This window comes from Bacillus cereus G9842, from assembly GCF_000021305.1.
GTDB classification, from domain to species: Bacteria; Bacillota; Bacilli; order Bacillales; family Bacillaceae_G; genus Bacillus_A; species Bacillus_A thuringiensis_S.
The window spans coordinates 3,663,291-3,684,501 of record NC_011772.1 but is presented as its reverse complement, the minus strand read 5'-3'; the positions used below and the strand labels follow the sequence as shown (position 1 = coordinate 3,684,501).

Here is a 21,211-nt window from a genome sequence, read left to right as displayed (position 1 = left end):
GAAGCAAAGATGTTCGGTGGGGGATCAACTGCCCGTAAAAGCCCGATTGGTGAGGGCTGATAATTAGTGGGGGATGAACAATATCCCCACTGATTAAAGTTTCACTTTATTTTATTACGAGTATAAGAAATAAATGAGCGGTGTTTTTTTACAAGGAATTTATTTATCATGCAAACAGTATAAAAAATCTTACTGTTGTGAGGTGAAATGAAAAACAGAAACGTTGTTTAATAGTTTCTGTTTTTTTATTTTGTCAATTAAATGTAACAAACGACGATTATGATTTGAATCAATTGAAAATAATTCAATAAATACTATTTAAATTGAGATGTTTCGTAGGAGGAAAAGGAATGTTAAATAAAATAATTTTAATTACTGGTGGTACAGGTTCGTGGGGGCATGAACTTATAAAACAACTATTAGAAAAATCACCGAAAGAAATTAGAATTTTTTCAAGAAATGAAACGGTTCAGTTTGAAATGCAGCAACAGTTTATAAATGATGAAAGGTTAAAATTTATTATTGGAGATATTCGTGATAAAGATCAACTAGTCTATGCTTGCCAAGGTGTACATTATATATTTCATCTTGCAGCTTTAAAACACGTTCCAGTATGTGAGTATTATCCTTATGAAGCTATAAAAACCAACATACATGGTACGCAAAATGTAATTGAAGCCTCTATACAGATGCGAGTTGAAAAAGTTATATATGTTTCAACGGATAAAGCAGCTGATCCATCAAATACGTATGGGATGACAAAAGCAATTGGTGAAAAATTAATGGTTCATGCGAATATACAAACGAAGAAAACAAAATTCATTTGTGTTCGTGGTGGAAATGTTTTAGGGACGAGTGGAAGTGTAGTACCGCTTTTTAAACAACAAATTAAAAAATCTTCACAAGTAGGGATTACCGATGCGAATATGACTAGATTTTTCTTAACAGTTGAAGATGCTGTTGGATTGTTATTTAAAGCCGTATATCAAGGTAGAGGCGGGGAAATCTTTGTTATGAAAATGCCGGCATGTAAAATAACAGATTTAGCAGAAGTGTTAATTGAAGATTCGGAAAAAAGGAACGTTAAGGTAAAAGAGGTAGGGATAAGACCAGGTGAAAAATTAAGTGAAATGCTTTTATCTGAGGTAGAGAGTAAAACAAGTATAAGTTTTGATCAAAATTATTTTGTGGTACTACCGACCATTCCTATAGAAGGACTTCAAGAATATTATTCTAGCTATCCGCTAGTGGATGTGAAGAGTTTTAGTTCTCAACAAGACTTACTTGCAAAACATGAGGTGAAACAAATGCTATTAAAAGGAGGATTTTTGCGATGAAAAAAAATGCGAGCCTTTTAATAACTGGTGCAAATGGTTTTACAGGACGCCATGCTTGCCAATATTTTTTAGAGCAGGGCTTTCATGTAATTCCTATGTTTCAAAATCGTGCACATAGAGAAAAAATTAGAAATGGTATTACTTGTAATTTAACTAATAAGAGCGAAGTAATAAAGGTAATGAAACAAATAAAGCCAGACTACGTATTGCATTTAGCAGGAAGGAATTCGGTCATAGAATCTTGGACATCTGCTCTTGAATATATAGAGATTAACGTAATAGGAACGTTATATTTATTAGAAGCAATTAAGCAAGAAGCATCGCATTGTAGAACATTAGTTATAGGATCTGCTTTGCAAGCAGATAGTATGGACGAAATGAAAATTTCAAATCCATATAGTTTAAGTAAAACGATGCAAGTCATTATTGCAGAGGCTTGGGGAGAATTAATGGATTCAAATATTATCATTGCAAAGCCTTCAAATTTAATTGGTCCAGGGGTATCGAATGGCATTTGTTCGATTCTCGCAAAGAAAATGATAGATATAGAATCAGGTAGAAGTAAAGCTATTATTGAAGTAAACAGTTTGAAAGATAGTAGAGATTTTCTAGATGTACGTGATGCGGTTAAAGCGTATCATGTGTTATTACGAGATGGAATAAATGGAAAACAATATAACATCGGATCAGGAGTAAAACGATCTTTATTAGATGTACTAGAACAATATAAAGAATTAACACAGCTAAATTTTTTTATAGAGGAAACAGAGAAAAGTGGGAGCGACTCAAATGAGAGTTTAGTAATAGAGGAAATAAAAAGGTTAGGTTGGATCCCAGAAATTGAATTTCATCAATCATTAAAAGATGTACTTGAGTATGCGAAGTGTAGTGACATCTGCATGCAATGAAAAACAAAAAAGGGTGTAAGAAATATATGAATGGTTATGAAGTAATAGATAATCAAAATACGCTATTTCTTTCAATTGTTGATACGCTGGACTGGAAAGATGAAGAAGCGCATGTATTGCGTCTTTATGAGGCAATACATAAATATCAAGCGTATGTAGAAGAAAAAAGGGTTAATCGAATAAAGTCAGCATTAGAGACCGAAACTAGGTATGTGATTCAAATCTTTGCTCAATATGAGTGTAGTGAGTATGGAAATGATTTTTATGAACTCATTAAAGATCTTTTACAAGATATAGAGGTGGAGTTAAAGATTTATATAAAAAATAATAAGTTTATTTACATTTAAAAGGTAAATATAAAGCTAGATTTTTAATAATAAAGGTGGGTATAAGTTATGAGCAAAACGATTCTTTTTACTGGGGGCGGTACAGCCGGACACGTTATGATTAATATTGTATTAATTCCTAAATTTATAGAGCAAGGATGGAGAGTCGAGTATATTGGATCCAAAAATGGAATTGAAAAATCATTAGTGAAAAATGTTAAATACAATAGTGTTTCAACGGGCAAGCTTAGGAGATATTGGGATTGGGAGAATTTTAAAGATCCTTTTAAAATTATAAGCGGTTGTTTACAAAGTTATAAATTAATTAAGAAAACAAAGCCTGACGTTATCTTTTCAGCAGGAGGATTTGTTTCAGTTCCTGTAGCTATAGGAGCATGGTTAAATCGTGTGCCTATAATTATACGTGAACCAGATAGCACATTAGGACTTGCCAATAAAATAGCATTACCTTTTGCTACAAAGCTATGCACAACATTTCCTCAGACAGGAGAAAATGTAAGTAATGAGAAGAAGGTTTATGTAGGACCGATTGTAAGGGAAGAAATTGAGAAGGGTAACGTATTAAGAGGAAGAAGATATTGTGAATTTCAACAAGATAAACCAGTGTTATTAATTATGGGTGGGAGTCAAGGTGCTAAATGGATAAATGATATGGTAAGGAAATGTTTAGATACAATACTATTAAACTTTAATATTATTCATATATGTGGTAAAGGGAAGGTAGACCCATCTATTGGCATGGAGGGGTATATGCAATTTGAATATATAGGAGACGAGTTGCCGCATATACTAAATATGGCAAGTGTTGTAGTTTCCAGAGCGGGTTCTACTGCTATTTCTGAATTGTTATTTTTGAAGAAACCGATGTTGCTTATCCCGTTAACTAACAGTTCCAGTAGGGGAGATCAAGGTTTAAATGCTGAATATTTTTCACGGCAAGGATATGCGGAAGTAATACTCCAAGACAGAGTAAATACGAATACATTTATACATGCAGTAAATAAGTTGTATACAAATCAGGAGAAATATATTCAAAACATGAATGAATATAAAAAAACAAATGATGAGGGGATTCATCAATTAGTAGATATAATAAATGATGTGGTGAAGTAATAGAAATGTAAATGGAAAAACAAAAGGAAAGAAGGTATCTTCTTTCCTTTTTACTATATTTGTTCAAATTTATTGTTAGTTATTCCAATTAGCTATGTAATATGGGTGAATGCCGTTTTCTAATAGCTCAGTAAATGCATCAATATGAATAGGCTTACTGTAATAATAACCTTGAATAAACTGACATTTATTTTTTTGAAGGAAATTTACGTGCTCTTTTGTTTCTACACCTTCAGCAATGACAGACATTCCTAGTGTATTTGCTAATGTGATGATTGTTTTAATAATTTCCATTCCATCATCACATGTTTCAGACATTGTAATAAATTCTCTCGGAATTTTTAATGTATCAATTGGATATAAAGGTAAGTAGGCTAGCGAAGAATAACCTGTACCAAAGTCGTCGATTGAAATGTGAATCCCTAGACTTTTTAGTGTACGCAGTTTTATCAATGTTTCTCGTTCATCCATCATTGCAATTCGCTCTGTTAATTCAAGATCAAGAGAGCTTGCTGGTAAACCTGTATTTGTTAAAGTAGAAGAAATAGACCTTACAAAATCCTCTTGTTCAAATTCTTTAGCAGATAAATTTACACCTATTTTTAAATGTGAATATCCGAGTCCGTGCCAACGTTTCATTTGCTTACAAGCCTGCTCTAATGTCCATTTTCCTATTGAAATAATTTGTAGTGTTTCTTCTGCAATCGGAATAAACTCGTATGGAGAAATAATACCTAATTCAGGATGATTCCACCTAATTAAAGCTTCTGCACCGATGATTTTATTAGATTCACTATCAACTTGAGGTTGATACAAAAGGAACAATTCTTCATTTTGTAGTGCGTTTGGTAAATCTTTTTCTAATCGTAATCGTCTTTCAATTTTTTTAGCGATTACATCGTCATAAATAGAGAGAGAGTTAAGCTCTTTTGCTTTTGCATCATACATTGCAACATTGGCGTTTTTCAGGAGTGTAGCGGTATCGATTCCGGAATGTGGATAAATAGCGATGCCGATACTCAGTGATAAAGTTAATTTATGCTCATGTATGATAAATGATTTTTTCATGCATTCAAATAATTGGTTACATAATTGGAATAAGTAATCTTCGTCAGTATAGTTTTCAATTATGATTGTAAATTCATCGCCACCGATTCTTGAAAGATGAGTATGTGATGGAAGACATGATTGGAATCGCTTTGCTACTTCTTCTAATATGTAATCTCCTGACGAATGTCCAAGTGTATCGTTAATTGCTTTAAAGCGATCTAAATCTAAATATAATAATGCAAACTCGCTTCCTGCTATTTTAGCATTTTTTATAACTCTCTTTAATTTTTTATGAAAAAAGGCACGGTTCCCAATTTTCGTTACTGTGTCATGGAATGCTAAATATTTAATTTCTTCTTGCTGTTTTTTTAGTGCAGTAATATCTTTCACCATAATATAGCTTCCTGAAATTTGTCCGTCTATTATAATAGGAATGATTGTAACGTATAAAAAATAAGTAAAGCCATCTTTATATTGAGAACTAAGTTGTAAGGATGCCGATTCTTGTTGTTTCACTTTCTCTAATGCCAATGCTAGCTTATGCTTATCTTCATCTAAAATAATCGAAAAACAAGTTTCACCTAGTAACTCATCCGTTGGTGCACCAAGTAGTACACTCCCAGCCTTATTTACATTTAAGAATATTCCATTTAAATCAATGGTGAAAATAGGGTCAGGATGATATTCATATAATGATTTAAACTTTTGTTGTTTTTGAGAAAGAGCCTCTGATTTATGAACTAAATCAGACGTCCGTAAAGTAACTTTTTCTTCTAGTTGGGCATTAAATGCCTGCAAACGTTTTGTTAAGGAATTGTTTTGCATACGTACGATAGAATGACGAATGAGTACGAAAATAAAAGTAATACAATTTCCTGTAATGAGAGTTGAAGATGATGTTTGTTCTTTTAATGTAAACCCGATTAGTATTGCAACAGCAAGATAGGGAAATACAACTAAAGCTTTTTTTCCTATTATAGGGTTTACAATGAAATAATTTTTATGGCTATTATGATCTTCTGGAATAGAGCCAGCTATTGCAATAAGTAATATAGGTATTCTATATAAAAGACGTAATAATGTTATCGTTTCAGTTGATAAGTGGTTATTTAAGTAAAAATAAATATAGTTAAAAGTTGCAGAACTTATTAATACAAAAATAAAGATATAAATTTTCCGTTTGGATTTAAAAATTGTTGGACGGAAAAAGAGACTAACACCTAGCAGCAGAAATAATAAATCTGCAATTGGGTATAAAAATGAAAGGAAAACATCTCCTAGTGAAAGAGAGAATATATTTAAACTTGGTTGGTTAAATAAATACCATTCTAATGTAAATATGGAAGTAAGTACTATGCATATATCACAAATAAAGAACGCTTTTTCCCATTTATTGCATTCCTTTAAAATTTTATAGCAGAAAGCGATAAGACAGAAAAATAGAAAAAACATGTAAAATACATCAGAAACAGTAAAACGATGTATTGGAATTTCGAAGAAGCTATCCTGATATGTATATACTATTTTCCCTAATAAAAAACTACCAATTGCTATTGTAATACATATCCAAAACGGATTTGAACTGACTTTTTTAGAATATATAGAGTAAATCAGTGATACAAATGTAATGGCTTCAACGATAAGTGAAGCGAAGCGTACATCTGAATTTGAAAAATGAGTAGGGAACAGATAGAAAAACATAAAATAGATTGAATAGCATATTAATGTCCCAATTAATATACATAATTGTAAATTTTTATTTAATTTCAATGAAATCACCTTCTTTAATTATGTACTATGTTCGTTATATCTATACATAATAATATTATTTAAGAATTGTATCAGATTTCCTTATAAAAATCATGTTTATAAGGAAAGTGTTAAATAGTGTAAGTATTCTTAAAGTTAAAAAAACATTGTGGTTGATAGTATAGACTGTATCAAGATTTTAAATAGAAATTGTATATTTAGTCATCCTTTGAATTGTAAAGTTTTTTTAGTGATTTGTAAGTGGAGATGCAAAATTGCATATAAAATGATGAGGATTTTTTAGGCGAGATTTTTATTTTAAATCTGAAAATTAACATTTGTGAAAATATAGGGAGAGGATATAGAATAAGAACGTGTATTCTTACAGAGTGGATAGTATTGCCACTAAATAGGGAGGTTTTTTTATGATATATCGAATTAAAGATGCAGAAATATACTATGAAATTGTGGGAGAGGGTAAACCGGTCATTATCATACATGGCTGCGCCCCTGATCATAGGTTAATGATGAAATGTATGGAATCAGTATTTCAGAAATATGAAGGTTATAAGCGAATATATATTGATTTACCTGGTATGGGGAAATCGAACGCTCCAAATTGGATAAATAGTTCAGATCGTATAGTAGAAGTGCTTATCACATTTATTGAGGAAATCATTTCTACTGAAAAATTTTTATTGGTAGGAGAATCATATGGAGGCTATTTAGCCAAAGGTATACTTACAAAGATGTTTGAGAGAGTTAGCGGATTACTATTAGTATGTCCTGTTGTTGTAGCGGAGCCAGAAAAAAGGATTCTTCCAGATAAACAGGTAATTGTACAAGATGAGGAATTTTTAAATACGCTTACTTCCACGGAAAGAGAGAAATTTTGTGAGTTAGCTGTAATAGCAAATGAATATACATATACGCGATTTAAAGAAGAAATTAAGCCTGGGTTAGATGTTGCTAATTATGAATTTATTGAAAGGTTGCAAAAGAATTACTCTCTTACTATGGATTTTCAGCGTGAAAAATATGAAAAGCCCGTTCTTTTACTGACTGGAAGACAAGATATATCAGTAGGTTATCAAAATATTATAGAAATTATTGAAGAATATCCCAGGGCAACATTAGCAGTGTTAGATATGGCAGGGCATAATTTGCAAATTGAGCAGCCTGAATTATTTGAGAGTTTAGTAGGAGAATGGATTAGACGAACAAATCAGCACATTTTATAAAGTATTTTAGTATTACACTTAAGTGTTGAAATGGGATAAATGAACGTGATGTATTAACTAATAAACAATTTTAAGGAGAAATTATGAGCACATATATTTATATGGTTAGACATGGTGAATCACCAAAACTAGAAGGAAATGAAAGAATGCGCGGGTTAACTGAGAAGGGACGTATGGATGCCCGTAGAGTAACTGACATATTAAAAGCGGAGAAAATTGATACTTTTATTTCCAGTCCCTATAATCGGGCTATGTTAACGATAGAGGAGTCAGCTAATTTCCATGAAAAAGAAATAGTAGTATATGAAAATCTTAAAGAGTGTATGTTTTCAAGTGAGGGTCAGGTTATATCAGACAAAGAGGTGTATCCACTTGTACAGAAGATGTTCTCTAATCCGGACTTTTCACGAACGGAAGGAGAGTCATATGCAGATTGCCAGAGAAGAGTAGTGAAAGTATTAAAAGAAATCTTAATAGATTTTCAAGGACGCAAAATTGTAATTGGTACACATGGGCTTGTCATGACATTAATGATGAACTATTTTGATAAACAATATGGTTTTGAATTTTTAATGAATACGTCAAAACCGGATATATATAAGATGGAGTTTAAAGAAGAACAATTAATGAATGTAGAGAGATTATGGAAAGCGGAATAAAATTAGTTGCATGGATTTTGTTGTAAAAGTTACTTTTATAGCAAAGTCTTTTTTTGAATAGAAAGCATCTTTATCAACTATTTTTAGAATGTTAAATCAATAAGTAATTATTCAGTATTTGAATAAATTATGGGGGAATTGGTTTAGGGAAACAATTTTAAATGTGTCAAAACTCCAAACGTTGGATTTATATTCAATAGGAGAAAAAGATGTAGAATTTTGTCTTACAGTCCCCGTTTACTTTTCATTTCATTACATATAGGCTTTGTGGTGTAAGGGGGACATCACCTTTACGCAAAATCTATAAGGAGGTCATTGTAATGAAACAGATTAAAAAGTTTGCGGGAGTTGCTTTAGCGGGGACGATTGGATTAAGTGGACTACTGTTTTTAGAACCAAGTGTAAGCGTTGCGGAAGCACAGCAAGTGAAAGTGGAAAATTTCAATACAATTGATGTAACGATGGATCTAAATGAATTGTATGTATTAAGTGGCAGAAGTATTGATATTCTTTCTGGAGATAAAGAAGCAATTCAGTTAAATAAATACACAATTAGTTTTAATAAACCTGGGAAGTATGTGATTAAAGTAAATGGTTGTATTTATGATGATGTATATACTTTTATTGTGAATGAGTAGTATTATATATTCTTAAATTGCGAGATAAAAACAGAAACACCCTATTTGCGGCGGGAGTCGTAAATAGGGTGAATTTATTTGCATTAAGCAGTACTTTAAATATGTTCACTAATTTTCTTTTTGTTATGTAAAGTATGTAAAAGTGTTTGAAACATCTTAAATGATTGCTGAAAGATTGGACTTTGAATAAAGGTGTACAGAAAAGTTACGATGAAAACAGGACCGCCTAGCATAAATCCAACAACTAGTACAATACATTCTACTATGATTCTAGCACGGCTAATAGAAAGTCCTGTTTTGTCGGAAATAGTAAGCATGAATCCATCACGAGGGCCAGCGCCAATCCCAGCTGCAACGTACATCCCTCCCCCGATACCTGTAATGGCAATACCAGAAAATAAAATGAGTAAGTTTATCCATAAATAATTACTAGCGTCTGGAAGCATGTTTGATTGTAAGAAAAAGTCCATAATGGGACCGATAAGTAGTGCATTCAAAAATGTACCGACATTTATATATTTTCGATCTACTAGTAAAGATATTAGAACGAGACATAACCCACATATGACACTCCACGTACCAATGGTCCATCCAAACTTTTGGTAGAGAGCCATATTTAAAACTTCCCAAGGGTGCAAGCCTAGAAATTTAACTTTGACCGCAAGAGCATTTCCAAGGCCAAAGAAAATTAATCCTAAGAAAAAAAGAAAATAGCGAAAGAGAGTTAGCCTCATCTTTAAAACCTCCCATATTTTATAATTATGTATGTTACCTGTTACGGTTTTAATGTACAAATATTATGTCTTTTTATCATTCGTTTAAAAATGTTAACAATGTAAATGAAATATGTATCTTCACAGTCAAAAAAGTTAAAATATTTCGTTTTAAGGATTATAATGGAGAGAGAAACGTAAAAGGGAGTGAATGAACTTGAAACAAGAACTTATTGAAAGATTTACGAGATATGTAAAAATTGATACGCAATCAAATGAAGAAAGCCATACAGTACCAACAACACCAGGACAAATTGAGTTTGGTAAGTTATTAGTGGAAGAGCTAAAAGAAATTGGGTTAACAGAAGTAATGATGGATGATAATGGCTATGTAATGGCAACACTTCCAGCTAATACGGACAAGGATGTTCCTGTAATCGGATTTTTAGCTCATTTAGATACGGCAACAGACTTTACAGGGAAAAACGTCAAGCCACAAATTCATGAAAATTTTGATGGTAATGCAATTACGTTAAATGAAGAGCTAAATGTTGTGTTAACACCAGAGCAGTTCCCGGAATTACCATCATATAAAGGGCATACCATTATTACAACTGATGGTACAACACTTCTAGGAGCAGATGATAAAGCTGGTCTTACAGAAATTATGGTTGCAATGAACCATTTAATACATAATCCGCAAATTAAGCACGGGAAAATAAGAGTAGCATTTACACCGGATGAAGAAATTGGTCGTGGGCCAGCGCATTTTGATGTAGAAGCGTTTGGTGCATCATTCGCTTATACGATGGATGGAGGTCCATTAGGTGGTTTAGAGTATGAAAGTTTTAATGCTGCAGGTGCTAAGTTAACGTTTAACGGAACGAATACACATCCTGGAACAGCGAAAAATAAAATGCGCAATGCAACTAAACTGGCTATGGAGTTTAATGGGCATTTACCAGTAGAAGAGGCGCCAGAATATACAGAAGGCTATGAAGGATTCTATCATTTACTTTCTTTAAATGGTGATGTTGAGCAAAGTAAAGCGTATTATATTGTTCGAGACTTTGATCGTGAAAATTTTGAGGCACGTAAAAATAACGTTAAAAATATTGTGAAGAATATGCAAGAAAAGTATGGTGAAGATGCAGTCGTCTTAGAAATGAATGATCAATACTATAACATGCTTGAAAAAATTGAACCGGTAAGAGAAATTGTTGATATTGCATATGAAGCAATGAAAAGTTTAGACATTGAACCAAATATTCATCCGATTCGCGGAGGCACAGATGGATCACAATTATCATATATGGGATTACCGACGCCGAATATTTTCACTGGTGGTGAAAACTATCACGGTAAATTTGAGTATGTTTCGGTAGATAATATGGAAAAAGCCGTTCAAGTTATTGTAGAAATTGCAAGACGTTTTGAGGAGCAAGCTTAAAAAAGAACCAAGTAGTACGAATGTGCTACTTGGTTCTTTTAATATAGTACTCGCCATAAATAAAAAGTCGCATAAGACTCCCAATTAGCCCAGTTTGCCGCGAAATCTTTTATTTCATTTTTAGTCGGTTTATTTTCGGAACCTGTTATAAATTTAATTGCATTATGCAGACCAACATCATCAATTGGAAAAGCTGAAGGAAATCTTAAACAACGCATTAAAACATAGTTGGCAGTCCATGGGCCTATACCATGGATAGCGGTTAATTGTTTCTCAGCAACCTTTACATCTTGTGTTTGCAGTAAATCCTCTTTTGATAGTTTTCCCTCTGTGATAAGCTTCGCAATACCGATTAAACATTCACATTTTCTAGTCGTCATTTTTAATTGTTGGAGATCTTCTACATGTAGATTTGCAATTGTTTCAGGTGATGGGAATATCCAATGCTTTCTACCGTCCCATTCTACATAACTTCCAAATTGCTCAACTAATCTTCTTTTTAGCGTATAAGCATATGTTAGGTTAATTTGTTGACCGATAATTCCCCAGGAAAGTGCCTCAAATAAGTCTGGAATACCTAAAGTACGAAGGCCATAATATTGTTCAATTGGTCCTTGAAGGAGTAAATCATGTTTAGCTAATGTATAAAAGGGGGCTAAATCAGTAGTTAAATCAAACCATTCTTCTACATAGTTAGCTACAGCTTCACGTATCGATTTTTCAGATGTGAATGATTCTTCTAAACAAAGTATTTGAATATTGCCATCTGTATTCACACTAATTTCAACTAAAGGATTTATATCTTGAACAGGGATAACTTTATAAATTTTGTTATCTTCAATATGGAACATACATTCATTGTTAGAACGTGATAGATAACGTAAATTTTCTTGGAAACAAAATTCTTTTGGAACTGCTATAGATAATGCGCTATTATATTCTGCTGTCATATGAATTCCACCTGCAACTTTTCTAATGTAAGCAATTTTTTCTTCATTTCTAATCCACCCCTAAATCCGGTTAGTTTCCCATTCTTCCCAATAACGCGGTGACAAGGAATGGTAATAAGAAGAGGGTTAGCAGCAATAGCAGAAGCAACGGCGCGCACAGCTTTAGGTTTTTGAATTCTTTCAGCAATTTCTGTATAAGAATAGGTCTTTCCATAAGGAATTTCACGTACCGCATTCCAAACAGATGATTGAAAATTAGTTCCATAAGCATCGATAGGGAATGTAAAAGTTTCTCGCTTGCTTTCTAAATATTCGATAATTTCTTTCGTATATATTTGCAAGTAATCTGGACTATGGATCAATATATGTTGGGGCAGTTTTTTTCTAGCCCATATATTTAATTCTTCAAAGTTTTCGTCTTGTGATCCAATGAAACATAGTCCATTTTCAGTTGCAGCAATATGAAATCGCCAATTTTTATGTGTAAGTAGCGTCCAATATATATAATTATTTTTGTAGGAATTCATTATCGTATCCCTCTTTCATTTCGTTCTTTTTTCGATATTCAGTAGGAGTAAATCCGGTTTTCTTTTTAAATAAAGTTGCGAAATACTCTGGGTTTTCTATCCCGACAGCAGTACTAATTTCTTTAATAGATTGATTTGTGTGTAAAAGGTATTCGGTTGCTTTAAGAACCCTGAATTGTTGTATATATTCTATAGGAGTTAGCCCTATTATTCTTTTGAAAGTACGCTGTAAATGAAAAGGGCTACCATGACACATTTCCGCAAGCATGTCGAGAGTTAAGGATTCGTCATAATGCTTTTCGATATAGTCTTTAATTTGTTCTACCCACTCTTCATTAGGTAAAGTGATCCCGTTTGGCTTACAACGTTTGCACGGGCGAAAGTTTTCACTTAATGCTTGTTCTGCATGATGAAAAATTCGTACATTGTTTCTATTCGGTATTCTTGATTTGCATGATGGCCTGCAAAAGATTCCAGTTGATTTCACAGCATAAAAGAATTTGCTATCATAGGAAGAATCATTATGAATAATTGCATGCCAATACTCACTCGTTAATGTTAACCCTTCATTGTGCAAAAACATCACCTCTGAAAGTAGTATAACCTGAATAAAGTGCGTATGTACGTATTTACAAATGTAAGAGCAAGATTACAAAGATGAACATATGATTGTTTTTCTATTTTGTGATAGCATGAACTTTGAAAGTGAACATCAAGAGGAGGACTATAAGTGAAGTTAATTTCATGGAATGTAAATGGTTTACGTGCAGTTATTGCAAAGGGTGGATTTTTAGAATATCTCGAAGAATCTAATGCAGATATATTTTGTCTGCAAGAGATTAAAGTGCAAAGTGGCCAAATTGATTTAAATCTAGAGGGATATTATACATACTGGAATTACGCTGTGAAAAAAGGGTATTCGGGAACGGCTATTTTTACAAAAAAAGAACCGCTTTCTGTTACATACGGCTTAGAAATTGAAGAGCATGATCAAGAAGGGCGACTTATTACATTAGAATTCGAAGATTTTTACATGATCACGTTATATACACCAAATTCAAAACGTGGATTAGAACGATTAGATTACAGAATGAAATGGGAAGATGATTTCAGATCCTATATCAAACGATTAGATGAGAAAAAACCAGTTATTTTTTGTGGAGACCTAAATGTTGCTCATAAAGAAATCGATTTGAAAAATCCAAAAAGTAATCGTAAAAACCCTGGATTCTCCGATGAGGAACGAGAGAAATTTACATGTATTTTAGAAGAAGGATTTATTGATACGTATCGTTACCTTTATTCTGATCAAGAAGGTGCATACTCGTGGTGGTCGTATCGTATGGGCGCGAGAGCGAAAAATATCGGATGGCGTTTAGATTATTTTGTTGTTTCGGAAAGAATGAAAGACCAAATAACAGAAGCGAAAATTAATAGTGAAGTAATGGGATCAGACCATTGTCCAGTTGAATTACATATAAATTTCTAAAAAAAGAAGTATCTCCCTAAAATCAGGCGGATACTTCTTTTTTTAATTCAGTTTGTTAAAATTTTTCAAATCATTCTTGAAATAATTTCATATTAAATATATACTTAGTAACGATAATCATTATCAGTAGAAACGGTTATCAAGTGGTGAAGGTGTAAAAGAATTATAGTCTAGGGGAAGTGAACGTGAATGAGTTCTGGATAAAATTATTAATCTAATGAAATATATATTTGAGACAAGGTTCATATAGTTAAATTTTATTGAGAATATAGTTTGAAAATTCGAGAGGAGACATATAAAGATGAACAAGAAATTATTTACTTTAGGGATGGTTACAGTTTTAAGTGTAGGTTTAGCGGCATGTAATAGTGCGGATAAAACTTCAGGCGAGCAAAAACAACAGACAAAAGCTACGGAAACGAAAAAAGATGAAAAACGAAAAATTACATATTTAGGTAAAGAATATACAGTGCCAGCAAAAGTAGATAAAATTGCGACAGCTAGTTTAGAGTCAATGGAAGATGCGGCGGTACTTGGAATTAAACCAGTTGGTGCCATTACTGTAGGTGGTAAATTACCAAAATACCTTGAAAAAGAGTTAGAAGGTGCGAAATCTGTTGGTGAGAAAATGCAACCAAATTTCGAAACATTACTACAATTAAAACCAGATGTTATTACATCGAGTACGAAATTCCCAGCAGAAACAGCTGAAAAGTTTACGAAAGTAGCTCCTACATTCCCGGTATCACACGTTTCAACAAATTGGGAAGATAACTTAAAGTTAATGGGAGAATTAACTGGTAAAAAAGATAAAGCAGAAAAAATTATTAAAGACTACAATTCGGACGCTGAAAAAGCAAAAGCAAAACTAGGAGATAAGTTAAAAGATAAAAAAGTACTTGTCATTAGATTAAGAGCAAACGAATTATTCTTATATCCAGATGGAGTATACTTCAACCCTGTAATTTATAAAGATCTTGGACTAACTGCTCCAGAACAATTGAAAACTGTAAAAGCACAAGAGAAAATTTCATTTGAAAAACTTGCTGAACTTAACCCAGATTATATTTTCTTACAATATGAGGCAAGTGAAAATAAAAACCCGAAAGTGTTAGAAGAAATTGAAAGTAATCCAATTTGGCAAAGTATGAATGCTGCGAAGGAAAAGAAAGTATTTGTAAATGTTGTAGATCCAATGGCACAAGGTGGTACTGCTTGGAGTAAAACAGCATTCTTAAAAGAAGCAGTGAAAAATTTATCTAAATAATACAATAAGTAAGGTGCGTTGAATGATATGCAGAAAACAAATGCAGTACCAGTAACCATATTATGTATAGCACCCATACTCATCTTATTTACAGTTATACTTTCGATTTTGTATGGGGCGAAAAGTATTGATGCTGAAACAGTGTGGAACGCATTATTTCATTTTGATTCAAGCGATGTAAATCATAATATTATTATTACTTCACGTTTACCAAGGGTAGTTGCAGCTCTTTTAGTCGGAGCATTTCTAGCCATATCAGGAGCACTTATGCAGGGGATGACAAGAAACTATCTTGCATCCCCTTCTATTATGGGTGTGACGGATGGCGCTGCCTTTGTTATTACACTTTGTATGATCTTTCTTCCGGGAATGTCATCAATTGGTATGGTTTTATGTTCAATGATTGGTTCTGCACTAGGAGCCGGTATCGTGTTTGGTTTTGGTTCGCTCCTTCAAAATGGCTTATCACCAGTTAGGTTAGCGATTATAGGGACAGTTATTGGAACATTTTTAAGCAGTGTATCGGCTGCAATGGCTTCATATTTTCAAATTTCTCAAAATGTTAGTTTTTGGTTTAATGCAAAATTAGATCAAGTAGATCCTAATATCATTAAAATCACGATACCGTTTGGGATAATTGGAATAATTTTAGCGCTGTTAATATCAAAATCTATTACCATTCTTTCATTAGGCGAAGAGGTTTCTATTAATTTAGGGCAGCGTACAAAACTAGTTAAAGCGATGGCAATTTTATCAGTTATCTTTTTAACAGGAACAGCAGTTGCTTTAGTGGGGAAAGTTGGTTTTGTAGGTTTAATTATTCCGCACATTACTCGCTTTATAATTGGGGTAGATTATAAGTGGATTTTGCCATGTGCAGGCGTTATTGGTGGTGTTTTCTTAGCGTTATGTGATGTTTTAAGTAGATTTGTAAATTATCCATTTGAAACGCCAATTGGAGTCGTAACATCTTTAATTGGAATTCCTTTCTTCCTTTATTTAATTCGTACAAGAGGAGGAGAGAGACATGCTTAAAAGTTCAAGTCAACGTTTTGGAATGACGATGGGGATTATTGTATTTTTAATACTATGTGCCATTTACATTAGTTTAACGAATGGTACGTTTGATATTACGATTACAGATGTATTTAAAACACTTTTTAGAATTGATCCAGTACCAGAACATGATTTAGTTATTTTTGAGTTTCGCCTTCCGCGTATTGTAATTGCTGGATTAGTAGGATTAGGCCTTGGTGTTGCGGGTGCCGTTATTCAAGGGATTACAAGAAATGGATTGGCAGACCCAGGTATTTTAGGCGTAAACGCCGGAGCAGGAACAGCCATCGTTATTTTTATGTTTTTCTTTCAAGGGCAACTAAAGAGCACAGATTGGATTTCTATAATGATGATGCCTATGTTTGGTTTAATAGGTGGATTAGGTGCAGCGCTAATCATTTATTTGTTTTCTTGGAAAAACGGTAAGTTAGATTCGCAACGACTGTTATTAACAGGGATTGCAATCGGTTCAGGGTTTGGAGCATTCTCTATGTATTTATCACTCAAAATGAAGTCAACCGATTTCGAGATGGCTGCAGTGTGGGTGTCTGGAAGTATATATAGTGCAAACTGGAAGTATATTGTGGCTATGTTACCATGGCTTATTATCTTAATTCCGCTTATACAAAAGAAAGCTTATTTATTAGATTTATTTCAATTGGAAGAAACGAGTATTACAAGTTTAGGTGTTTCAGTAGAAAGAGAGAAATCGATTTTACTGTTAAGTAGTATCGGACTTGTGAGCGCATGTGTTGCTGTTTCAGGGAGTATCGGTTTTATTGGACTAATGGCACCGCATATAGCGAAAAGACTTGTCGGTATTCAACATAAGTATATAATTCCTACGTGCGGCGTAATAGGAATGTTTCTTGTAATTGCTTCAGACTTTATTGCGAAAACAGTTTTCACACCTGTAGAGCTACCAGTTGGAATCGTTATTTCTATTGTCGGTGTACCGTATTTCTTATATTTACTTTATAAGGCGAAAGCGTAAGAGGAGGAATAAAAGTGAGTATTTTAAGTGCAAAAAATTTAGAAACAAGTTATGAAAAGCTTACAGTGTTTCGCGATTTAAATGTGGAAATACAAGAAGGAAAAGTAACGACAATTATAGGTCCAAACGGTTGCGGTAAATCGACATTGTTAAAAACAATGGGAAGAATTTTAAAACAAAAAAGCGGAAAAGTATATTTGCAAGGGCAAGATTTACATACAATTCCAACGAAAGAAATTGCGAAGCAGTTAGCTTTACTCCCGCAAACGCCAATTGCACCAGGTGAACTTAAAGTGGAAGAATTAATTTCTTATGGACGCTATCCACATCGAAATAACGTAAATAAGTTAACGACAAAAGATAAAGAAATGATTGATTGGGCATTAGATATAACGAAAACTTCTGAATTTCGGACGAGACAAATTGCAAATTTATCGGGCGGTCAAAGACAAAAGGTATGGCTAGCGATGGCATTAGCACAAGAGACAGAAGTGTTGCTATTAGATGAGCCAACTACATACCTTGATATGTCTCATCAATTAGATGTATTACAAATTGTGGAGAAGTTAAATAAAGAACATAATTGTACGGTTGTTATGGTATTACATGATATTAATCATGCAGCAAGGTTTTCAGATGAAATTATTGCAATGAAGGAAGGAGAAATTGTTATAACTGGTAGCCCAGAAGAAATCATTACAAATGAAGTGTTAAAAGAAGTATTTCATATTGATGCGCGTGTCATGATTGATCCGTATAACGGGGCTCCTGTTTGTTTCGGTTATGATAGCGTTGTATCTCAAGAAGAAAAAATCGAAATATATGTAACAAGTTAAAAAGGGGGGGATAGGGTGAATACTACAGTTGAAAAACAGCAGATTATAACATCTAATACAGAGCAGTGGAAAATGTATTCAAAATTAAAAGGTAAAGAATATCAAATTCATATTTCAAAGCCGAGGCAACCAGCACCGGATTCAGGATATCCTGTCATTTACGTATTAGATGGCAATGCCTTTTTTCAAACATTTCATGAAGCAGTTAAAATACAATCAGTAAGAGCGGAAAAAACCGGTGTTTCACCAGCTGTTATAGTAGGAGTGGGTTATCCAATTGAAGGCGCATTTTCAGGGGAAGAAAGATGCTATGATTTTACGCCTAGCGTAATTTCAAAAGATGCTCCTTTAAAACCAGATGGTAAACCGTGGCCTAAAACAGGAGGAGCACATAATTTCTTTACTTTTATTGAAGAAGAACTGAAACCACAAATTGAAAAGAATTTTGAGATTGATAAAGGTAAGCAAACGTTATTTGGGCATTCTTTAGGTGGACTATTTGCTCTCCATATACTATTTACAAACTTAAATGCTTTTCAAAATTATTTTATTAGTAGTCCATCTATATGGTGGAATAATAAATCTGTACTTGAAAAAGAAGAGAACCTTATACATGAATTAAACAATGCTAAGTTTGAAACAGGAGTGTTCCTTACAGTTGGGTCACTAGAACGAGAGCATATGGTTGTAGGTGCAAATGAATTATCAGAGCGCCTTCTCCAAGTAAACCACGATAAACTTAAATTTAAGTTTTATGAAGCTGAAGGAGAGAATCATGCATCTGTTGTGCCGACGTCTTTAAGTAAAGGATTGAGATTTATTAGTTACGTATAGGAAAAAAGGTAAGCAATTGCTTACCTTTTTTCCTTATTGTTTAAAGGCAACGTATCCATCAATTAAAAAACTAGTGAAAAAGCGAGTCATTTGAGTAAAGCCACATTCCTCCATAATAGTTAATAAATTAGCTTCGGAAATAGGAAATATTTCTGTTTCAAAAGAATTTTCAAATCGGTCCCAATCTTCTAATGGAATTTGATTTTGCATCATATGATTGCGCCAAGCATGTAATTGTGTAGAAAACATACTTGTATGGGGCACACCATTTATTGAAGCGAGAAAGAATGGCGCACCAGGCTTTAGGCGATTACTAATATCATTAATAAGTTCTTTTTTCTCCTTATTAGTTGGAATGAAGTGCAGGACAAGCATACAGGTGGCAGCGTCAAATAACTGATTTGGTAATAATGTATGGATAGTTCCATGTACAAGATGAACATGGTTTTGTATGCCTTCGTTTTTAATTCTTTTTTTAGCTAACTGTAGCATGCTTTCAGATGGATCGACCCCTGTAAAAGATAAGTTGTTATTTTGTTTGCCTATTGAGAGAATTTCTTGTCCGCCACCAGCACCTATAACTAGTAAATTTGGATTCATGTTTTTTATAGGGAGTGTAGTAAATAAAAAATGGTTCATCATTTCATATAGGTGGTAGTAGCCTGGGATTTTACATGGAATTCTTTGTTCATATGAATTTACGGTAGTATCATTCCAATTCATTTTTAACCTCCTAAGTATGTGTTTTATAGGTTTATTATGAAATGAAATTATGAAGGGGAACAATCCCGTAAATCTGGGGGGGGAAGAGGATGCATGAAAAAACAATGAAAGAAATTAAAATGGTAGCGAATCATATAAGTTCTATAAGATCATTTCAAGAGTCATTTCTCCACTTGATACGTAAAGTTATTGATTTTGACGCCGCTTGTTTTACAACTATAGACCCAATTTCTTTTTTATCTACTGGGGCATTTACCGATGAGAGTGTTGAAAAGATTCATCCACAATTGTTTATGAATGAATTTTTAGAAGATGATTTTAATAAATTTAAATGTTTAACAGAACACTCTCCTCATGTTGCTTCTCTAAGTATGGCGACAAATGGTGAACAAAAGAAAAGCTCTAGATACCGAAATATTTTAAAACCAGCAAGTTTTGGAGATGAATTAAGGGGCGTTTGTATGAGTAAGGGGAAATGTTATGGCCATCTTAGTTTATTTCGAGGAAGTATAAGTCCCGCTTTTCATATCGATGATTGTAAGTACTTAGCAACGATAGTCCCAATCGCTGGAGAGGCTTTAAAGAAGACAGTTTCTATACCTTTTTCAGAAGAGAAGGTGATAGGCACAGGTACGATTATAGTAAGTGAGGATTTTAGTGTATTATATTGGAATCAAGGTGGCAGCGAGTGGCTTTCAAATCTTAGAAAGCATGAACAGTTAAATATAAAAGAAATACCAAGGCCAATACGTGCGGTTTGTTCGAAAGTAAAGGCTAACGAGTATAATGTAGGGTGTATGAATAGAGAAGAAAACGTTTGTCTACCTTTAGCCTATGGCCATTTTTTAATCATTCGGGCTAGTAAGTTAGAACGTACAAGTAGTTTTCAAGGTGGTTATATTGTTCTATTCGAAAGAGCAAGACCGGAAGAGATTTTTCCACTTATTATGGAAGCTTATAGTTTTACAATACGTGAGAAGCAAGTAATACGTAAAATTCTTACAGGTATGTCGACAAAGGAATTAGCCCAAGAACTTTGTATATCTATATACACGGTACAAGATCATTTAAAATCCATTTTTGAAAAGACTGGGGTAAGTAGCAGAAATGAACTTGTGTGGGAAGTATTTTCGAAGTTTTGCTTTGATGTCAATGAATGAAAATAAAACAACTCTACAAAGATCACATGAAGTACGGTGGATGAGTTGTAGGATTGGACTTAAAAAGGTTATGGATGAAACGTTCCATAACCTTTTTTGATATGTAGAATTGTCCTTTTTGAACGTTTTGTTTCAACTTTTCGTCTAAAGAGACAAAAAGTTGTCACAAT

The 21,211-nt window shown here is 33.3% G+C and carries 21 protein-coding genes; 15 read left to right on the top strand and 6 right to left on the bottom strand.

Annotated features, from left to right (window positions below; all coding sequences use genetic code 11):
* Window positions 1-350 precede the first annotated feature (350 nt).
* The 4 genes from BCG9842_RS18405 to BCG9842_RS18390 are packed head-to-tail and all read left to right on the top strand — an operon-like array spanning window position 351 to window position 3,705.
* Window positions 351-1,337, top strand: a complete 987-nt coding sequence (locus tag BCG9842_RS18405) for a UDP-N-acetylglucosamine 4,6-dehydratase family protein (RefSeq protein ID WP_000932593.1) — start codon at window positions 351-353, stop codon at window positions 1,335-1,337.
* On the top strand, window positions 1,334-2,245 hold the full coding sequence (locus tag BCG9842_RS18400; RefSeq protein ID WP_000739089.1) for an NAD-dependent epimerase/dehydratase family protein: 912 nt from the start codon (window positions 1,334-1,336) through the stop codon (window positions 2,243-2,245). The genes BCG9842_RS18405 and BCG9842_RS18400 overlap by 4 nt, the downstream gene beginning before the upstream one ends.
* A complete protein-coding gene (locus BCG9842_RS18395; RefSeq protein WP_002082318.1) occupies window positions 2,242-2,592 on the top strand; it encodes a DUF6572 domain-containing protein in 351 nt (116 codons plus the stop codon). The genes BCG9842_RS18400 and BCG9842_RS18395 overlap by 4 nt, the downstream gene beginning before the upstream one ends.
* 48 nt (window positions 2,593-2,640) lie before the next feature.
* Window positions 2,641-3,705: an undecaprenyldiphospho-muramoylpentapeptide beta-N-acetylglucosaminyltransferase gene (locus tag BCG9842_RS18390; RefSeq protein ID WP_000047567.1), complete on the top strand. Its 1,065-nt coding sequence runs from the start codon at window positions 2,641-2,643 to the stop codon at window positions 3,703-3,705.
* 75 nt (window positions 3,706-3,780) lie between these two features.
* Here BCG9842_RS18390 and BCG9842_RS18385 read toward each other — a convergent pair whose 3' ends face one another.
* Entirely contained in the window at window positions 3,781-6,525 is a 2,745-nt protein-coding gene (locus BCG9842_RS18385) for a sensor domain-containing protein (RefSeq protein WP_000773542.1), read from the bottom strand.
* Between the two features lie 404 nt (window positions 6,526-6,929).
* Here BCG9842_RS18385 and BCG9842_RS18380 point away from each other — a divergent pair, with 404 nt between their 5' ends.
* The 3 genes from BCG9842_RS18380 (at window position 6,930) to BCG9842_RS18370 (ending at window position 9,042) form a co-directional block, all read left to right on the top strand.
* Entirely contained in the window at window positions 6,930-7,745 is an 816-nt protein-coding gene (locus BCG9842_RS18380; RefSeq protein ID WP_000640338.1) for an alpha/beta fold hydrolase, read from the top strand.
* A gap of 83 nt (window positions 7,746-7,828) precedes the next feature.
* Complete coding sequence (locus BCG9842_RS18375; protein ID WP_000109172.1) at window positions 7,829-8,404, top strand: histidine phosphatase family protein; 576 nt, start codon at window positions 7,829-7,831, stop codon at window positions 8,402-8,404.
* A gap of 320 nt (window positions 8,405-8,724) precedes the next feature.
* On the top strand, window positions 8,725-9,042 hold the full coding sequence (locus tag BCG9842_RS18370; protein WP_000809494.1) for a hypothetical protein: 318 nt from the start codon (window positions 8,725-8,727) through the stop codon (window positions 9,040-9,042).
* A gap of 95 nt (window positions 9,043-9,137) precedes the next feature.
* Here BCG9842_RS18370 and BCG9842_RS18365 read toward each other — a convergent pair whose 3' ends face one another.
* Window positions 9,138-9,776 carry a YczE/YyaS/YitT family protein gene (locus tag BCG9842_RS18365; protein ID WP_001241258.1) on the bottom strand — a complete coding sequence of 213 codons (639 nt, stop codon included), beginning with the start codon at window positions 9,774-9,776 and terminating at the stop codon, window positions 9,138-9,140.
* Between the two features lie 196 nt (window positions 9,777-9,972).
* Between BCG9842_RS18365 and pepT the strand changes: the two genes are divergently transcribed.
* The gene (gene pepT, locus BCG9842_RS18360) at window positions 9,973-11,205 is read left to right on the top strand and encodes a peptidase T (protein WP_000807003.1); all 1,233 of its coding nucleotides are present in this window, start codon (window positions 9,973-9,975) and stop codon (window positions 11,203-11,205) included.
* A gap of 38 nt (window positions 11,206-11,243) precedes the next feature.
* On the opposite strand, the gene BCG9842_RS18355 is transcribed toward pepT, so the two are convergent.
* The 3 genes from BCG9842_RS18355 to BCG9842_RS18345 are packed head-to-tail and all read right to left on the bottom strand — an operon-like array spanning window position 11,244 to window position 13,259.
* On the bottom strand, window positions 11,244-12,155 hold the full coding sequence (locus BCG9842_RS18355; RefSeq protein WP_000123496.1) for a DNA-3-methyladenine glycosylase 2: 912 nt from the start codon (window positions 12,153-12,155) through the stop codon (window positions 11,244-11,246).
* Window positions 12,152-12,682 carry a methylated-DNA--[protein]-cysteine S-methyltransferase gene (locus tag BCG9842_RS18350; RefSeq protein WP_001089834.1) on the bottom strand — a complete coding sequence of 177 codons (531 nt, stop codon included), beginning with the start codon at window positions 12,680-12,682 and terminating at the stop codon, window positions 12,152-12,154. Before BCG9842_RS18350 ends, BCG9842_RS18355 begins: the two co-directional genes overlap by 4 nt.
* Window positions 12,663-13,259, bottom strand: a complete 597-nt coding sequence (locus tag BCG9842_RS18345) for a bifunctional transcriptional activator/DNA repair enzyme AdaA (protein WP_000551298.1) — start codon at window positions 13,257-13,259, stop codon at window positions 12,663-12,665. The genes BCG9842_RS18350 and BCG9842_RS18345 overlap by 20 nt, the downstream gene beginning before the upstream one ends.
* Window positions 13,260-13,412: 153 nt before the next feature.
* Between BCG9842_RS18345 and BCG9842_RS18340 the strand changes: the two genes are divergently transcribed.
* The 6 genes from BCG9842_RS18340 to BCG9842_RS18315 all read left to right on the top strand — a co-directional run bounded on the left by BCG9842_RS18340 (window position 13,413) and on the right by BCG9842_RS18315 (window position 19,158).
* Window positions 13,413-14,171, top strand: a complete 759-nt coding sequence (locus tag BCG9842_RS18340) for an exodeoxyribonuclease III (protein ID WP_000767611.1) — start codon at window positions 13,413-13,415, stop codon at window positions 14,169-14,171.
* Between the two features lie 301 nt (window positions 14,172-14,472).
* Window positions 14,473-15,438 carry an iron-hydroxamate ABC transporter substrate-binding protein gene (locus tag BCG9842_RS18335; RefSeq protein WP_001035504.1) on the top strand — a complete coding sequence of 322 codons (966 nt, stop codon included), beginning with the start codon at window positions 14,473-14,475 and terminating at the stop codon, window positions 15,436-15,438.
* Window positions 15,439-15,465: 27 nt separating this feature from the next.
* The gene (locus BCG9842_RS18330) at window positions 15,466-16,473 is read left to right on the top strand and encodes a FecCD family ABC transporter permease (RefSeq protein ID WP_001173054.1); all 1,008 of its coding nucleotides are present in this window, start codon (window positions 15,466-15,468) and stop codon (window positions 16,471-16,473) included.
* On the top strand, window positions 16,466-17,488 hold the full coding sequence (locus tag BCG9842_RS18325) for a FecCD family ABC transporter permease (protein WP_000920455.1): 1,023 nt from the start codon (window positions 16,466-16,468) through the stop codon (window positions 17,486-17,488). Before BCG9842_RS18330 ends, BCG9842_RS18325 begins: the two co-directional genes overlap by 8 nt.
* A 14-nt stretch (window positions 17,489-17,502) precedes the next feature.
* The gene (locus BCG9842_RS18320) at window positions 17,503-18,324 is read left to right on the top strand and encodes an ABC transporter ATP-binding protein (protein ID WP_000025762.1); all 822 of its coding nucleotides are present in this window, start codon (window positions 17,503-17,505) and stop codon (window positions 18,322-18,324) included.
* Window positions 18,325-18,339: 15 nt separating this feature from the next.
* The gene (locus BCG9842_RS18315) at window positions 18,340-19,158 is read left to right on the top strand and encodes an alpha/beta hydrolase (protein ID WP_001098706.1); all 819 of its coding nucleotides are present in this window, start codon (window positions 18,340-18,342) and stop codon (window positions 19,156-19,158) included.
* A 33-nt stretch (window positions 19,159-19,191) separates the two neighbouring features.
* Here BCG9842_RS18315 and BCG9842_RS18310 read toward each other — a convergent pair whose 3' ends face one another.
* On the bottom strand, window positions 19,192-19,881 hold the full coding sequence (locus BCG9842_RS18310) for a class I SAM-dependent methyltransferase (protein WP_001104343.1): 690 nt from the start codon (window positions 19,879-19,881) through the stop codon (window positions 19,192-19,194).
* A gap of 89 nt (window positions 19,882-19,970) precedes the next feature.
* On the opposite strand from BCG9842_RS18310, the gene BCG9842_RS18305 reads away from it, so the two are divergent.
* Window positions 19,971-21,041, top strand: coding sequence for a helix-turn-helix transcriptional regulator (locus BCG9842_RS18305; protein WP_000544759.1), 1,071 nt, complete (start codon window positions 19,971-19,973; stop codon window positions 21,039-21,041).
* Window positions 21,042-21,211 lie beyond the last annotated feature (170 nt).

What these genes read in the sequence shown, in the direction of transcription:
- BCG9842_RS18305 (WP_000544759.1), top strand. Translation starts at nt 19,971, where the DNA reads ATGCATGAAAAAACAATGAAAGAAATTAAAATGGTAGCGAATCATATA.
- BCG9842_RS18350 (WP_001089834.1), bottom strand. Translation starts at nt 12,682, where the DNA reads ATGAATTCCTACAAAAATAATTATATATATTGGACGCTACTTACACAT.
- BCG9842_RS18330 (WP_001173054.1), top strand. Translation starts at nt 15,466, where the DNA reads ATGCAGAAAACAAATGCAGTACCAGTAACCATATTATGTATAGCACCC.
- BCG9842_RS18395 (WP_002082318.1), top strand. Translation starts at nt 2,242, where the DNA reads ATGAAAAACAAAAAAGGGTGTAAGAAATATATGAATGGTTATGAAGTA.
- BCG9842_RS18370 (WP_000809494.1), top strand. Translation starts at nt 8,725, where the DNA reads ATGAAACAGATTAAAAAGTTTGCGGGAGTTGCTTTAGCGGGGACGATT.
- BCG9842_RS18405 (WP_000932593.1), top strand. Translation starts at nt 351, where the DNA reads ATGTTAAATAAAATAATTTTAATTACTGGTGGTACAGGTTCGTGGGGG.
- BCG9842_RS18365 (WP_001241258.1), bottom strand. Translation starts at nt 9,776, where the DNA reads ATGAGGCTAACTCTCTTTCGCTATTTTCTTTTTTTCTTAGGATTAATT.
- BCG9842_RS18375 (WP_000109172.1), top strand. Translation starts at nt 7,829, where the DNA reads ATGAGCACATATATTTATATGGTTAGACATGGTGAATCACCAAAACTA.
- BCG9842_RS18380 (WP_000640338.1), top strand. Translation starts at nt 6,930, where the DNA reads ATGATATATCGAATTAAAGATGCAGAAATATACTATGAAATTGTGGGA.
- BCG9842_RS18390 (WP_000047567.1), top strand. Translation starts at nt 2,641, where the DNA reads ATGAGCAAAACGATTCTTTTTACTGGGGGCGGTACAGCCGGACACGTT.
- BCG9842_RS18325 (WP_000920455.1), top strand. Translation starts at nt 16,466, where the DNA reads ATGCTTAAAAGTTCAAGTCAACGTTTTGGAATGACGATGGGGATTATT.
- BCG9842_RS18355 (WP_000123496.1), bottom strand. Translation starts at nt 12,155, where the DNA reads ATGACAGCAGAATATAATAGCGCATTATCTATAGCAGTTCCAAAAGAA.
- BCG9842_RS18335 (WP_001035504.1), top strand. Translation starts at nt 14,473, where the DNA reads ATGAACAAGAAATTATTTACTTTAGGGATGGTTACAGTTTTAAGTGTA.
- BCG9842_RS18400 (WP_000739089.1), top strand. Translation starts at nt 1,334, where the DNA reads ATGAAAAAAAATGCGAGCCTTTTAATAACTGGTGCAAATGGTTTTACA.
- BCG9842_RS18310 (WP_001104343.1), bottom strand. Translation starts at nt 19,881, where the DNA reads ATGAATTGGAATGATACTACCGTAAATTCATATGAACAAAGAATTCCA.